The sequence below is a fragment of the Enterovibrio nigricans DSM 22720 genome, assembly GCF_900167155.1.
GTDB classification, from domain to species: domain Bacteria; phylum Pseudomonadota; class Gammaproteobacteria; order Enterobacterales; family Vibrionaceae; genus Enterovibrio; species Enterovibrio nigricans.
Map to the genome: position 1 here is coordinate 72,863 of NZ_FUXU01000003.1, position 14,511 is coordinate 87,373.

A 14,511-nucleotide genomic window follows, 5' to 3' on the forward strand; every position below is an offset into this window, starting at 1 on the left:
TGCAAGGTGCGCACGTTAACGGCGCACTTAGCCGTAGTTGGAACAACATCATGGCGCGTTTTTTTAAACCGCAAAAGAAAAAGAGCTTGGATACCAAGCACAAAGCGTTAAGTGTAACGAGACTTGACCATCAAGGAGATGGCGTCGCGTTTGACGGTAAGAAGCCTGTTTTCGTAGCGGGAGCCTTACCCGGCGAAGACATATTGGTGCAATTGACTGAAGACAAACGCCAATTTTCTCGTGCGAAGTTGATCAAAGTGGTCAAGCCAAGTCCAGAGCGTGTTCAGGCATTTTGCGCCCATTATCGTGATTGTGGCGGTTGTAACCTTCAGCATCTTAGCCATGATGCGCAGGTGGCGGCAAAACAAGAAATTCTGGGTCAATTGATGCGCAAGTTTGCATCTGCCGAGTTGACGCAAGATCCCCCAGTTGTGTCTAACGCACTTGGCTACCGTCGACGCGCCCGTTTAAGTGTCAAAGTCGCGAAAGATGGCAAATTCGAAATGGGTTTTCGACAGCGCAACTCGAACGATATTGTGACGGTGAAATCCTGTCCGGTACTGGATTCATCGCTCAATGACCTGTTGCCTGAACTGTATTCACAACTAGATGGCTTGCGCGGTCGTCGAGTGATTGGCCATGTCGAAATGGTGACATCGGGTGCAGGTCGAGTGCTGCTGGTGCGCGCGATTAAACCTCTTCATGCCGATGATGTTGAAAGCTTAACGACGTTTGCACAGCAAAATACGGTTGTATTATACCTGCAGCAGGGTGATGACGATGCCCAACGCTTGGTCGGTGAGTCTCCGTATTACTCCGTCAATAACCTTTCCATGGCATTTGAGCCGCAAGACTTCATTCAAGTTAACGCTGACATCAATACCAAAATGATTGGTCAGGCACTGGAGTGGCTGAATGTGCAGCCAGAAGACGATGTATTGGATCTGTTTTGTGGCCTAGGAAACTTCAGTTTGCCATTGGCTGACAAGGTAAAATCTGTCGTCGGTATTGAAGGTGTGGACAGCATGGTGGAGCGGGCATCGGATAATGCGGCACGCAATGCGTTAAGCAATGCACGTTTTTATTCTGCAAACTTGGAGCTTGATGCTGCGGAAACCGTCTGGGGCGATCAAAAATACAATAAAATTTTGCTCGATCCAGCACGTGCAGGTGCTTTAGGGGTTATGCCTTATGTGGCACAATCAAGCGCTGAGCGAATTGTTTACGTGTCTTGTAACCCTGCGACGTTGGCGCGAGATAGTCAGGTATTGCTTGATAACGGTTACACCTTAGCAAAGCTAGGCATGTTAGACATGTTCCCTCACACGGGACACTTGGAGTCGATGGCGCTGTTTGTCAAAGCGTAAGTGTCCACCGGGCAACCATGAGGGTTGCCCGTTCAAGAAAAAGAACAGGAAAGTGAAATGGTCGCAATTCGTGGCGCGCACCTAAATGACAACAAAGAATTTGTGCTTGAACGCTGGGTAGAAGGCCTGGCGCAAGACGCTGCTATCTCTCAAACGCTGATCGAGGCGTATGAGCATTGCCAATCATTGGGTGATGCGGAAATGCTTGCTCGACCGCTGTGGTCAGGCAGAGAGATGATAGAAATCCTTGTCACATTGAGCATGGATAAGGAAACCCTTCTCGCTGCGCTGCTATTCCCCGTTGTGGAAGACGGTTTTCTTGATAGTGAAACGCTAAAGGAATGCTATGGTAACACCATCACCAAGCTGGTGGATGGTGTTCAGGAAATGGCGGCTATCCGTCACCTGAATGCTAACAACGAAGAGGCGACTGCGGCTCAGGTTGATAATGTTCGCCGTATGCTGCTTTCTATGGTAGATGACTTCCGTTGTGTGGTCATAAAGTTGGCAGAGCGCATTACCTATCTTCGTGAGGTAAAAAACGAACCTGACAACATTCGTCAGGCGGTCGCGAAAGAGTGTGCAAACATCTACGCGCCGCTGGCAAACCGCTTGGGTATTGGTCAGCTGAAATGGGAGATAGAAGACTATGCGTTCCGTTATCAGCATTCCGGCACCTACAAACAAATCGCCAAACAGTTGGCCGAGCGCCGTATTGATCGCGAAGAGTACATTGATACCTTCGTGACTGATTTGCAGCAATCGATGGAGACATCGAGCATCAATGCACAGGTGTATGGTCGTCCGAAACATATCTATAGCATCTGGCGCAAGATGCAGAAAAAGAACCTTGAGTTTGATGAGCTGTTTGATGTGCGTGCTGTACGTATCATTGCGGATCAACTTCAGGACTGTTATGCCGCGCTGGGTGTTGTTCACACTAAATATCGTCACCTCCCGAAAGAGTTCGACGACTATGTCGCGAACCCTAAGCCTAATGGTTATCAATCTATCCATACCGTAGTGTTGGGACCAGAAGGAAAAACGGTTGAGATCCAAATTCGCACCAAGCAAATGCACGATGATGCCGAGTTGGGTGTGGCCGCACACTGGAAATACAAAGAAGGTGGTTCTGCGGGCCGAAGTGGTTATGACGAGAAGATTACCTGGCTTCGTAAGCTATTGGTGTGGCAGGAAGAAATGTCGGACTCCGGTGAGATGCTGGATGAGTTGCGCAGCCAAGTCTTTGACGATCGCGTGTACGCTTTTACACCCAAAGGGGACGTGGTGGATCTGCCCATTGGCGCGACACCGCTGGATTTTGCCTACCACATTCACTCAGAAGTGGGTCATCGCTGTATCGGTGCCAAGGTAGAAGGGCGGATAGTTCCGTTCACCTACCGTCTCAACATGGGTGACCAGGTTGAAATCATTACCCAGAAAGAACCCAACCCCTCGCGAGACTGGTTGAATCCAAGCCTTGGCTTTGTGAATTCGGGTCGTGCACGTGCAAAAATTAATGCGTGGTTCCGCAAGCAGTCACGCGAAAAGAACGTTCTCGCCGGCAAAGAAATCCTCGACACTGAATTGGCTAAAATTGGTGCGGTCAGTAAAGATGCATCGTTGGCCATGAAGCGTTTTAACATGAATAGCCTCGATGAAGTATACGCTGGTGTCGGTAGTGGCGACTTGCGTATTAATCAGGTGGTTAACTACATCAACTCCTTAGTCAATAAGCCGACGAAAGAGGAAGAGGATCAACAACTGCGTGAAAAGTTGGAACATGCAGAAGTCTCCTCGCCACCGAAGAAACCACGTCGTGATGCGGTAGTGGTGGAAGGTGTTGATAACCTGATGACCCACCTTGCGCGTTGTTGTCAGCCGATCCCTGGTGATTTAATCGAAGGGTACGTCACGCAAGGCAGAGGGATCTCTGTACACCGCGCTGACTGTGAACAATTGGCCGAGCTCCGCCACCATGCGCCTGAACGTATAATCGATACTGTGTGGGGTGGTGGCTACGTGGGTAACTATCAAATCACGGTCCGTGTGTCTGCGTCAGAACGTAGCGGTCTGATTAAATACCTGACAACGGTCTTCACCAATGAAAAGGTGAAAGTGGCTGGCATGCAAAGCCGCGTCGACTATAAAAAACAGATGTCGATTCTGGACTTCGATTTGGAGCTGAGCGATTTGGACGTCTTGGGACGCGTGATCTCTCGCCTTGAGCAAGTGAAAGACGTTCACGAAGCGAAACGACTTCACTGATTGAAGCTGTAGAACAAAGGGAAAGCACTGCTTTCCCTTTTCTTTTTTGGATAAGTAACAGATGAAAAAATCGTCTCGAATGCAAGAATTGCTAGAAATTATGGCCACGCTGAGAGATCCCGAGAATGGCTGTCCTTGGGATAAGAAGCAGACGTTTGATTCCATAATTCCTTACACCATCGAAGAAACTTTTGAAGTGGCGGATGCGATTGAACGTAAGGACCTTACGGACGTACGTGATGAGCTGGGCGATCTTTTGTTTCAGATTGTGTTCTATAGTCAACTCGGGAAAGAGCAGGGAGCGTTTGAATTCGATGATGTCGTTGCCGCGATTTGCGACAAATTGACACGTCGTCACCCCCATGTCTTTGGCAAAAAAGATGCGGAAGGTAATCCGTTAGAAAAACCTGACTGGGAAGGGATTAAAGCACAGGAAAGAGCAGCCAAAGCAAAACCGGACACGGCAGTAAGCGTTTTGGACGACGTTCCGAATACGTTACCTGCGTTAGGCAGGGCGGCAAAACTGCAAAAACGTTGTTCGCGAGTGGGTTTTGATTGGGATTCTGTCGGGCCTGTTGCAGAGAAAGTGCAAGAAGAGCTTCACGAAGTGATGGAAGAAACCTTGATGGTAGATGTGAATCAACATCGGGTTGATGAAGAAATCGGTGATCTCTTGTTTGCCGTCGTAAATCTCGCAAGGCATGTGGGCACGAACCCAGAAACGGCGCTTCGAAAAGCCAATTTGAAATTCGAAAGTCGTTTTCGTCAAATTGAAACGAAATTACGCGATAATGGTAAAAAATTGCAGGAAACTCAGCAATTTGAGCTGGAAATGCTCTGGCAGCAAGTAAAGCGTGACGAAGGCAACAAATCGCCGTAACTTGCTCCATTGATTTACGACAAAAAAAAACGATGTGCCGTGTGATAGTTTTCACGTTGTGGGAAGTTTCGGGCTCTGGTAACATGTCGTCCCGTCCAGATCTCCAATAATTTCCCCTAAATCCAACTCTCAGGTTTAGCATGACAACGAATTACATTTTTGTTACGGGCGGGGTTGTTTCCTCCCTAGGTAAGGGTATTGCTGCAGCGTCACTGGCGGCAATTCTAGAAGCACGTGGTCTTAAAGTAACCATGATGAAGCTTGACCCTTACATCAACGTGGATCCGGGCACAATGAGCCCAACCCAACATGGTGAAGTATTCGTTACGGAAGACGGTGCAGAAACCGACCTAGATTTGGGTCACTACGAGCGTTTCATCCGCACCAAGATGACTAAGCGCAATAACTTTACATCTGGCCGTGTATACGCCGATGTGTTGCGTAAAGAGCGTCGCGGTGACTATTTGGGTGCAACGATTCAGGTTATTCCACATATCACCAACTCTATTAAAGAGCGTGTGCTTGCTGGCGGCGAAGGTCACGACGTTGTTATCGTTGAGATTGGCGGCACTGTTGGTGACATCGAGTCATTGCCATTCCTTGAAGCAATCCGTCAGATGGCGGTTGAACTAGGTCGTGAGCGTGCGATGTTCATGCACCTGACTTTGGTTCCTTACCTGGCTGCGGCGGGTGAAGTGAAAACCAAACCTACCCAACACTCTGTTAAAGAACTGCTGTCTATCGGTATTCAGCCAGATATTCTGGTTTGCCGTAGCGATCGCGCAATTCCTGCAAACGAACGTGCCAAAATTGCTCTTTTCTGTAACGTACAAGAGAAAGCAGTTATCTCCATGAAGGACGTAGATTCCATCTACAAAATTCCTTCATTGATCCGCTCACAAGGCTTGGATGATCTTGTTTGTAAACGTTTTGGTATCGAAGCGCCAGAAGCGGATTTGACTGAGTGGGAACAGGTTATTTTTGAAGAAGCGAACCCTACCGGTGAAGTGACTATCGGTATGGTTGGCAAATACATTGAATTGCCAGACGCGTATAAGTCTGTCAACGAAGCGCTAAAACACGCTGGCCTGAAAAACCGCCTGACCGTGAAAATCAAATATATTGATTCTCAAGACGTTGAAACCAAAGGCAACGAAGTGCTGCAAGGTCTGGATGCAATCCTTGTTCCTGGTGGATTTGGTGATCGCGGCGTTGAAGGTAAGATCCTGGCAGCGAAATACGCACGTGAAAACAAAGTACCTTACTTGGGTATCTGCCTTGGCATGCAAGTGGCGCTAATCGAATACGCGCGTAACGTTGTAGGCATGGAAGGTGCAAACTCTACCGAGTTTGACAAGAGTAGCAAATTCCCAGTTGTTGGCCTGATCACTGAGTGGGTTGATGGCGAAGGTAAAGTTGAAGCGCGTACTGAAAAATCAGATCTAGGCGGCACAATGCGTCTTGGCGCACAACTGTGTCACCTAGCAGACGGCACCAAAGCTCGTGACCTATATGGTAACGCTACTATCCATGAGCGTCACCGTCACCGCTATGAAGTGAACAACGTGCTGCGTCCGCAGTTAGAAAAAGCGGGCCTTGTCGTGTCTGGCCTGTCTGCAGACAAGAAGCTGGTTGAAATTATTGAAAACCCTGAGCACCCATGGTTCGTGGCGTGCCAGTTCCACCCTGAGTTTACCTCTACACCTCGTGACGGCCATCCGCTATTTGCGGGCTTCGTTGCGGCAGCAGGTAAAAATCAGCGTGGTGAGTTGTAACTGAGAACAAAGAGCGGTTGCGAAGGTAGTGCAGCCGCTTTTCGCATTTTTAAGCTATATGACATACGAGAGGAAACACAATGTCTAAGATCGTTAAAGTTCTAGGTCGTGAAATTATCGATTCACGCGGTAACCCAACTGTAGAAGCAGAAGTTCACCTAGAAGGTGGTTTCGTAGGTATGGCAGCTGCACCATCAGGCGCATCTACCGGTTCTCGCGAAGCTCTTGAACTGCGTGACGGCGACAAAGCTCGTTTCCTAGGTAAAGGCGTACTGAAAGCGATCGAAGCTGTAAATGGCGACATCGCTAACGCTCTGGAAGGCAAAGACGCGAAAAACCAAGCAGAAATCGACCAAATCATGATTGACTTGGACGGTACTGAGAACAAATCTAAGTTCGGTGCAAACGCAATTCTGGCTGTTTCTCTGGCAAACGCAAAAGCAGCTGCAGCTGCGAAAGGCATGCCTCTGTACGAGCACATTGCTGAGCTGAATGGCACTGCAGGCGTATTCTCTATGCCTCTACCAATGATGAACATCATCAACGGTGGCGAGCACGCTGACAACAACGTTGATATCCAAGAGTTCATGATTCAGCCAGTTGGCGCTGCAACTCTGAAAGAAGCAGTACGCATGGGTGCGGAAGTATTCCACAACCTAGCTAAAGTACTGAAGTCTAAAGGCTACAACACTGCAGTTGGTGATGAAGGCGGTTTCGCTCCTAACCTGAAATCTAACGCTGAAGCATTGGAAGTAATCGCAGAAGCAGTTGCTGCTGCGGGTTACGAGCTGGGTAAAGACGTTACTCTGGCGATGGACTGTGCTGCTTCTGAGTTCTTCGACAAAGAAACTGGTATTTACAACCTGAAAGGCGAAGGTAAAACCTTCACTTCAGAAGAGTTCAACCACTACCTAGCAGGTCTGGTTGAGCAATTCCCAATCGTTTCTATCGAAGACGGTCTGGACGAGTCTGATTGGACTGGCTTCAAGCACCAAACTGAACTGCTGGGCGACAAAATCCAGCTGGTTGGTGACGATCTGTTCGTTACTAACACTAAGATCCTTGCTGAAGGTATCGAGAAAGGCATCACTAACTCTATCCTGATCAAATTCAACCAGATCGGTTCTCTGACCGAAACTCTGGCTGCTATCAAGATGGCTAAAGATGCAGGCTACACTGCAGTTATCTCTCACCGTTCAGGTGAAACTGAAGACGCAACTATCGCTGACCTAGCGGTAGGTACTGCGGCAGGCCAAATCAAGACTGGTTCTATGAGCCGTTCTGACCGTGTTGCTAAGTACAACCAGCTGATCCGTATCGAAGAAGCTTTGGGCGAAAAAGCACCTTTCAACGGTCTGAAAGAAGTTAAAGGCCAAGCGTAATCGCTTACCTTAAACTGCTTTAGATTGAAAAACGGCTCCCTTGGGAGCCGTTTTTTTCGCCTGTCGAATAAGCTAACTTGTTTCATGCACAAAAAAGCCAGCATTTAGCTGGCCTTCGTGTTTTAAATGCTCATCGCATCATTATTTTTTCGCGAGTTCTGGCAAGTCACCCGATAGCCCCAACGCTCGCTTGATAAATTGGTTTTTGATGCCCGGTAGTGTTGCAGCTGCTAGTAGGCCAATGCCTCGAATGAGTTTCTTGGCTGGTTTTTCTCCCGCAAACAAATCGCGGAAACCTTGCATGACGGCAATCATTTGTGCGGCTTCTGCCTTACGCCAACGCTCAAACGCGCGAAGATTGGCTTTTTCGCCAATATCCTTTCCTTCATCGTGTAAGCGAACGACCTCTTGAGCGAGAGTCACAGCATCCAAAAGCCCAAGGTTGACACCTTGGCCAGCCAGTGGGTGAATGGTGTGGGCAGCATCGCCAATTAAAGCTACGCGATCCACTACAAAGTCTCTCGCATAGCGCATTCTCAGCGGGAATGCAGCACGTTCACCTTCAACATGGCAAAGTCCCAAGCGTACATCAAACGCACCCGTCAGGGCTTTGTTGAACTCAACATCAGACATAGTGCAACGCGCATCTGCTTGTTCAGGAGGCTGAGACCAAACGATAGAACACAAATGAGGATCGGAGAGCGGTAGGAATGCCAACGGACCTTCTGGGGTGAAAATTTGGCGTGCAATACTGTCGTGTAGTTCATCGGTACGAACGTTTGCGACCAGCGCGCTGTGTCCGTAATCCCAATGCGTCAGGGGAATAGAAAGCTGATTACGCACCCAAGAATTCGCGCCGTCAGCACCAACAACCAGCTTGGCAGTGATGGCATTACCAGAGTCTAATGTCAGCCAAGCTTCCGATTCGCCAAACATCATTGAGGCGATGCGATCTGGGCAGAATAGTGCGACATTGTGTTGCTGTTTGATGCGTTCTAGCAGCGACAGTTGGATCACGCGGTTTTCGACAATGTAGCCAAGATCTGGCTGACCCATGTCCATTGCATCAAACTCAATGGACGCGAAGCTATCTTGTTCCCATACCGCCATTTTCTGATACGGACTCGCGCGACGGGAAACAATGCCGTCCCACGCACCGACATTTTTGAGAATGCGCTCACTGGCGCGGCTTAATGCAGAGACACGCACATCAGGTAAGGTATTGAACGTGCTGTCAGGCTCCTTGCCTTCAATGACCGCGATACGAAGTTCGGAATCTGCCAAGGCGGCAGCCAAGGTAAGTCCTACCATGCCACCGCCAACAATAGCGATGTCTACATTTGTCATTTTCATTATCGTTCTACCAAGCCCATTGCACGTTGTAGCAAAGGTGCTTTCAGTTCGCGGCAGACTGACATCGCAGCCAAGCCTAAATTTCTGCCTAAAATGAGCGGAGCAGAGGTGTTTGAAAAACCATGAACTAAGCCGGACGTCATCGCAACTGTGGCATCACGATCGGGTTCTCTGCGTTCAAGGTATTGTTGTAGCAATGGCATGCCACCTATATCAATTCCTGATTGATGGGCAATGGCAATTTCTTCGGCCAACGTCGCCACATCGCGAAGTCCAAGGTTAAATCCTTGACCAGCGATCGGATGAAGCGTTTGAGCGGCGTTGCCAACGACGGCAAAGCGGTGCGAAATTAACTGGGTTGCTTGACGAAGGATCAATGGATAGCTACTGCGCTCGCCAGCATGAAGCAGTTTTCCAAGTCGCCATCCAAAAGCGCGTTGCAACGCATCAATAAACGCCGAGTCTGAAAGTGCTAATAAGGCTGCGGCATCGTCTGGTTTTACGCACCATACCAAAGAGCATCTCCCTTCTGACATGGGGAGCAGTGCAATTGGGCCCGTCTCCGTAAAGCGTTCAAAGGCTTTTCCTTGATGCGGAATTGACGGCGTGACATTGGCAATAAGAGCGGCTTGTCTGAAATCATGCTCATGGCGTTCGATGCCGATCATTTGGCAACAGGACGAGGTAGCACCATCTGCTGCGACGACTAATTTGGTTTTGATCTTCGTGTTGTCGTTAAGAGTGAGCGTCACATCATCTCGTTGGCGATGAATGTCAGTGACGAAAGCCGGACAGAACATTGTAATGGCTTGCGATTCCGTCAAAGCGGAGTGAAAAACTCGACCAGCATCTGCTAACTCGATTACGCTGCCTAACGACTCAACGCCTTCCTCTTTGGCATGCATTTCGGTCAGGCCAAAGTGTCCCCGGTCTGAAACATGGATATGATCAATGGTGGTTGCCAGCGGTGAGAGTTTTTTCCATAGTCCCAACGATGCCAACAATTGGCAACTGCCGTAAGACAGTGCAATGCTTCTGGCGTCATAGCCAGGGTGTGAGTGGTCGGGAATGGCTGCTTCAACGACGGCAATAGAAAGCCCGCCCTGTGTCAGCGTTTCGATAGCAAGAGCCAACGTGGCTCCCGCCATTGCGCCGCCTGCAATAACCACATCAAATTCCTGCATTGAAGGCGCGTTTGCGTCCATTCTTCGTTCTCTCCGGGCAGTCAATTCTACGATCAGTGAAGTGTTGGCTTGGTTTCTTCTGTTACTGGCTTGGTACCGAGTTCAGCATGCAACGTCATTGCACAAACGCGAACGTGCTCTATCACTTGTTCTAGCAGCAGTGCTTGCTCTTCCATATCATCGTCTTCGTCAATACCGAGTTGGGCTATTTCAGCCAGATCCGCCAGTACTTCATTTGCATCCTCAGACAGTTTGCCTGTGGTTACGCCGACAAGACCAATACCCGCGATGAACGCGCTGACCCAATCCGAGAGAGCATCACCTCTATCCAGCAAAGAGACACTTTCATCTGGCAACAACAGTTCGAAGTCCATTTGCCCGCCAATCAGCTCGCTGGAGGACTGAGCGAGGGAGCTTGCTGCCAGCGCTAAGGATTGATGTGGCCAACCTTGACCGTCGTTAGTGTAATCATAAAGCATTGGCATCCAGTTGCCCGACTCAGGGTCCGAACCACCACAAAGCATTCCGGCTAACAAAGCGTGCATTTCTGCGGGTGTGACGGTGAGGCTATCGGATTTTAGTGTGGTAGCGATGTTGCTGTATTCAGGTAAAGTTACTTGGGTCACTGGGGCCACCTTGAGTACCAATTAATTCAAAGACTATGCTATCACTTAGCTGCAACCCACTGAACAGCTCTTGATAAAAAGTCGCTTTTTGAAAGTTGAACTTCTCAGTGACCCTGAAAAATTGCTCTGATTTTCATCACATTGATGACTTTTCGTCTGGTTAGCTCGTCGAGAGCACATCTGCTTTAGGATAGACTTGCAGTTTCATCTGCCATTTTTTATATTTGTGCCCGTTACGTCAGGGTGCGACAGCGCGCTTTGAAGGGAGCTCCGAAACAATTATGACTACGCAAGCTGTTGAAATTCGAATTCTTGGGAAGACCATGCGCGTTAACTGTCCAGCGGGGCAGGAATTGTCTTTGCAAGAAGCAGCGGACGACTTCGATAAGCGGTTGCATGAATTGTCTGCTCGCACTAAAGTAACGAATACAGAGCAATTGCTCACTATCGCGGCGCTGAATGTCTGTTATGAACTACAGACCGAAAAGCAAAAAATTGCTGACGATAGAAATGAAATGCAACAGCGCATTTCGCTGTTGCAGGAATCGATTGAAGAGGCGTTGTTAAAACACAGCGCGTCGAAGGAAGCGTAAGTTTCCAAACCAGTTTGACCCTGGAGTGTGCGTCAGCGGATCCGCGTCCCTGAGCCGATAAGCACATCTAAGGGTGAGTTGTTTTAGGCTATTGAGCAAGCTCGGCTCGTACCGAGAAGCCTACGGTCTATTCTGCCCATCCGCCTTGAACCGCAGGGTTCAAGGGCAAAAGATCCCAACGGCACTCCGGGGCCTTCCTTATACATTCTCCATGCGACACGGCAAGGACCGCCGATGCAAGTGAATACCTCTGAGCAGCGTGCTTTGCTGCGACATCAGATTCGTCAACGCCGTCGAGCCCTCTCTACAGACCAACAGCAATTAGCGTCCGAACATTTGCTTCAACGCTTTAAAGCTGCTGACTCGATAAAACAAGCGTCTAATATTGCGTTGTACCTGTCGGTGGATGGCGAGTTGGATACACACCTTCTTATCGAGCACTGCTGGCAATTGGGGCAATCCGTTTACCTCCCTGTAATACATCCTTTTAGCAAGGGACATTTACTGTTTCTTCATTATCACCCTGATACCAAGCTGGTTCTGAATCAATACGGTATTCCAGAGCCTAAGCTGGATGTGCGAGATGTGTTACCCGCTTCAAAGATTGACGTGATATGTACTCCATTGGTGGCATTCGATGATGCTGGTCAGCGCCTTGGTATGGGGGGAGGATATTACGATCGAACATTGGTCCCTTGGTATAAAACCGGCGAAGGAGCAAGACCGATTGGCTTAGCGCACGATTGCCAGCAAGTGGATAGCTTGCCCGTGGAAGTATGGGACATACCTTTGCCTGAGATTCTAACCCCCAGTCGACACTGGTCATGGGCGATCGTCTGATCGCAGTTGATCGACCAGAACGGGATCTGCGTTGTCAAAAATCTGCGCGCACCTATTTCAGATCTGTATAATCGGCCTCGCGAATTACCCCCCAAATTGCAGGAGATCATCATGACTCAGGATGAAATGAAAAAAGCGGCTGGCTGGGCTGCGTTGGAATACGTCACCAAGGGTGCCATTGTTGGTGTTGGTACTGGCTCGACCGTTAATCACTTCATCGATGCGCTTGAAACCATGAAAGATCAAATCAAAGGTGCAGTGTCGAGCTCTGTAGCGTCGACTGAGCGTCTTGAAAAGATCGGCATTCCCGTTTTCGATGCTAACGAAGTGGCAAGCTTGGACATATATGTTGATGGTGCTGACGAAATTAACCCAGGCAACAACATGATCAAAGGCGGTGGTGCAGCACTGACGCGTGAAAAAATCGTGGCGGCGATAGCGGAACAGTTTATCTGCATCATTGATGACAGCAAAAAAGTAGACGTGTTGGGTCAATTCCCTCTGCCAGTAGAAGTGATCCCGATGGCACGCTCATATGTTGCGCGTCAACTCGTCAAATTGGGCGGCGATCCTTGTTACCGTGAAGGTTGCATCACAGACAACGGTAACATCATCTTAGATGTACACAACATGCAAATCACCAATGCGAAAGAGCTGGAAGATACCATCAACGGTATTGCCGGCGTTGTGACGGTAGGTTTGTTTGCGAACCGTGGTGCTGACGTGGTTCTTGAAGGTACACCTAATGGTGTAGTGAAAAGTTAATTAACCCTTTGCAGACAAATCGTTAGATTTCTACTTTTTTAGAAAGAAAAGCCAATCGTTTGCGTTGAATTAACTCAATAAGTTAGCGGTGTCCTATGGGCGCCGTTTTTTTTCGTCTTATTCTCGTAATATTGTTCCCTTTTCATACAATTTTTTGTTACCTTAATCACTAATTATTGCCGTCTGGATGGCGAAAACCGAATTTTTGATTTTTAGGTTTGTTTTTAAGGATGAGAACCGCATGGCTAAAGTGTCTCTAGAAAAAGACAAGATCAAGATCCTTCTTTTAGAAGGTCTTCATCCCTCAACGTTAGAAGTGCTGCAAAGCGCAGGCTATAGCAACATTGAATATCACAAAGGGTCGCTCGCTGGTGAAGAGCTTGAAAAAGCGATTTCTGATGCGCACTTCGTGGGTATCCGTTCCCGTACTCAGCTAACAGAAGACGTGTTTGCCAAAGCACAGAAGCTGGTGGCCGTAGGGTGTTTTTGTATCGGAACAAACCAAGTGGATCTGAACGCTGCTGCGACGCGTGGTATCCCAGTATTTAATGCGCCGTTTTCAAACACTCGCAGTGTTGCAGAGCTGGTGTTGGGCGAAATCCTGTTGTTGCTTCGCGGTATTCCTGCGAAAAATGCGATGGCGCACCGCGGTGAGTGGATGAAGTCTGCGGATCAGTCTTTTGAAGCGCGCGGTAAAAACCTAGGGATCATTGGTTATGGTCACATTGGTACGCAATTGGGTATTCTCGCAGAAAACCTGGGTATGCGTGTTTTCTACTATGACATTGAAAACAAGCTGTCTTTGGGTAACGCAACGCAAGTGGCGTCTTTGTCAGAACTGCTGAATAAAAGCGATGTGATTTCTCTGCATGTGCCCGAAACTGACTCTACCCAGAATATGATGGGCAGTGAAGAGTTTGCACGCATGAAACCAGGTGCGGTATTCATTAATGCTGCTCGTGGGACCGTGGTGGATATCGACGCATTGTGTGGTGCGTTAGAAAGTGGCCATATTGGTGGTGCGGCAGTTGACGTATTCCCAACAGAACCTAAGACCAACAGCGAACCATTCACCTCTCCACTTCAAGCGTTCGACAACGTGATCCTGACGCCGCACATTGGGGGCTCTACCCATGAAGCGCAGGAAAACATCGGTATCGAAGTTGCAGGCAAAATGGTGAAGTATTCAGACAATGGTTCAACCTTGTCTTCAGTCAACTTCCCGGAAGTGTCTTTGCCTGAACATTTTGGTACATCTCGTTTGTTGCATATTCACCAAAACAAACCGGGTATCCTGACTAAGATCAACACCATTTTTGCTGAGGAAGGCATCAATATTGCCGGTCAGTATCTGCAAACCAATGCCGAATATGGCTATGTGGTTATCGATGTTGAGACAGAACACTCTGAGAAAGCACTGATAAAATTGAAGGCGATTGATGGCACCTTGCGTGCTCGTATCCTTCACTGATTAAACA

12 protein-coding genes and 1 other RNA gene are annotated in these 14,511 nt (G+C 48.6%); 10 read left to right on the plus strand and 3 right to left on the minus strand.

Annotation, left to right across the window (positions count from 1 at the left end):
- Nucleotides 1–50 precede the first annotated feature (50 nt).
- The 5 genes from rlmD to eno all read left to right on the plus strand — a co-directional run bounded on the left by rlmD (nt 51) and on the right by eno (nt 7,672).
- Nucleotides 51–1,367 carry a 23S rRNA (uracil(1939)-C(5))-methyltransferase RlmD gene (gene rlmD / locus B5D35_RS01970; protein WP_078750944.1) on the plus strand — a complete coding sequence of 439 codons (1,317 nt, stop codon included), beginning with the start codon at nt 51–53 and terminating at the stop codon, nt 1,365–1,367.
- A 57-nt stretch (nt 1,368–1,424) separates the two neighbouring features.
- On the plus strand, nt 1,425–3,635 hold the full coding sequence (gene relA, locus B5D35_RS01975) for a GTP diphosphokinase (RefSeq protein WP_078750945.1): 2,211 nt from the start codon (nt 1,425–1,427) through the stop codon (nt 3,633–3,635).
- A 61-nt stretch (nt 3,636–3,696) separates the two neighbouring features.
- Nucleotides 3,697–4,515 (plus strand): nucleoside triphosphate pyrophosphohydrolase, encoded by an 819-nt coding sequence (mazG, locus tag B5D35_RS01980; RefSeq protein ID WP_078750946.1) that lies wholly within the window; start codon nt 3,697–3,699, stop codon nt 4,513–4,515.
- 140 nt (nt 4,516–4,655) lie between these two features.
- Nucleotides 4,656–6,290 (plus strand): CTP synthase, encoded by a 1,635-nt coding sequence (locus tag B5D35_RS01985; RefSeq protein ID WP_078750947.1) that lies wholly within the window; start codon nt 4,656–4,658, stop codon nt 6,288–6,290.
- Nucleotides 6,291–6,370: 80 nt separating this feature from the next.
- Nucleotides 6,371–7,672 (plus strand): phosphopyruvate hydratase, encoded by a 1,302-nt coding sequence (eno, locus tag B5D35_RS01990; RefSeq protein ID WP_078750948.1) that lies wholly within the window; start codon nt 6,371–6,373, stop codon nt 7,670–7,672.
- A gap of 141 nt (nt 7,673–7,813) precedes the next feature.
- Here the strand turns inward: eno and B5D35_RS01995 are convergent, their stop codons facing one another.
- The 3 genes from B5D35_RS01995 to B5D35_RS02005 are packed head-to-tail and all read right to left on the minus strand — an operon-like array spanning nt 7,814 to nt 10,835.
- Nucleotides 7,814–9,025: an FAD-dependent 2-octaprenylphenol hydroxylase gene (locus B5D35_RS01995; protein WP_078750949.1), complete on the minus strand. Its 1,212-nt coding sequence runs from the start codon at nt 9,023–9,025 to the stop codon at nt 7,814–7,816.
- On the minus strand, nt 9,025–10,230 hold the full coding sequence (gene ubiH, locus B5D35_RS02000; protein WP_078750950.1) for a 2-octaprenyl-6-methoxyphenyl hydroxylase: 1,206 nt from the start codon (nt 10,228–10,230) through the stop codon (nt 9,025–9,027). Before ubiH ends, B5D35_RS01995 begins: the two co-directional genes overlap by 1 nt.
- Nucleotides 10,231–10,262: 32 nt before the next feature.
- Nucleotides 10,263–10,835, minus strand: a complete 573-nt coding sequence (locus B5D35_RS02005; RefSeq protein ID WP_078750951.1) for a YecA/YgfB family protein — start codon at nt 10,833–10,835, stop codon at nt 10,263–10,265.
- A 281-nt stretch (nt 10,836–11,116) separates the two neighbouring features.
- Between B5D35_RS02005 and zapA the strand changes: the two genes are divergently transcribed.
- From zapA to serA, 5 genes are all read left to right on the plus strand, one after another.
- Entirely contained in the window at nt 11,117–11,428 is a 312-nt protein-coding gene (zapA, locus tag B5D35_RS02010) for a cell division protein ZapA (protein WP_078750952.1), read from the plus strand.
- Between the two features lie 14 nt (nt 11,429–11,442).
- A non-coding RNA gene (gene ssrS / locus B5D35_RS02015) (6S RNA) lies at nt 11,443–11,625 on the plus strand.
- Nucleotides 11,626–11,662: 37 nt separating this feature from the next.
- On the plus strand, nt 11,663–12,268 hold the full coding sequence (locus B5D35_RS02020) for a 5-formyltetrahydrofolate cyclo-ligase (protein WP_078750953.1): 606 nt from the start codon (nt 11,663–11,665) through the stop codon (nt 12,266–12,268).
- Nucleotides 12,269–12,379: 111 nt separating this feature from the next.
- The gene (rpiA, locus tag B5D35_RS02025) at nt 12,380–13,033 is read left to right on the plus strand and encodes a ribose-5-phosphate isomerase RpiA (protein ID WP_078750954.1); all 654 of its coding nucleotides are present in this window, start codon (nt 12,380–12,382) and stop codon (nt 13,031–13,033) included.
- A 241-nt stretch (nt 13,034–13,274) separates the two neighbouring features.
- On the plus strand, nt 13,275–14,504 hold the full coding sequence (serA, locus tag B5D35_RS02030) for a phosphoglycerate dehydrogenase (RefSeq protein ID WP_078750955.1): 1,230 nt from the start codon (nt 13,275–13,277) through the stop codon (nt 14,502–14,504).
- Nucleotides 14,505–14,511 lie beyond the last annotated feature (7 nt).

What these genes read in the sequence shown, in the direction of transcription:
- rlmD (WP_078750944.1), top strand. Translation starts at nt 51, where the DNA reads ATGGCGCGTTTTTTTAAACCGCAAAAGAAAAAGAGCTTGGATACCAAG.
- relA (WP_078750945.1), top strand. Translation starts at nt 1,425, where the DNA reads ATGGTCGCAATTCGTGGCGCGCACCTAAATGACAACAAAGAATTTGTG.
- mazG (WP_078750946.1), top strand. Translation starts at nt 3,697, where the DNA reads ATGAAAAAATCGTCTCGAATGCAAGAATTGCTAGAAATTATGGCCACG.
- B5D35_RS01985 (WP_078750947.1), top strand. Translation starts at nt 4,656, where the DNA reads ATGACAACGAATTACATTTTTGTTACGGGCGGGGTTGTTTCCTCCCTA.
- eno (WP_078750948.1), top strand. Translation starts at nt 6,371, where the DNA reads ATGTCTAAGATCGTTAAAGTTCTAGGTCGTGAAATTATCGATTCACGC.
- B5D35_RS01995 (WP_078750949.1), bottom strand. Translation starts at nt 9,025, where the DNA reads ATGAAAATGACAAATGTAGACATCGCTATTGTTGGCGGTGGCATGGTA.
- ubiH (WP_078750950.1), bottom strand. Translation starts at nt 10,230, where the DNA reads ATGGACGCAAACGCGCCTTCAATGCAGGAATTTGATGTGGTTATTGCA.
- zapA (WP_078750952.1), top strand. Translation starts at nt 11,117, where the DNA reads ATGACTACGCAAGCTGTTGAAATTCGAATTCTTGGGAAGACCATGCGC.
- B5D35_RS02020 (WP_078750953.1), top strand. Translation starts at nt 11,663, where the DNA reads ATGCAAGTGAATACCTCTGAGCAGCGTGCTTTGCTGCGACATCAGATT.
- rpiA (WP_078750954.1), top strand. Translation starts at nt 12,380, where the DNA reads ATGACTCAGGATGAAATGAAAAAAGCGGCTGGCTGGGCTGCGTTGGAA.
- serA (WP_078750955.1), top strand. Translation starts at nt 13,275, where the DNA reads ATGGCTAAAGTGTCTCTAGAAAAAGACAAGATCAAGATCCTTCTTTTA.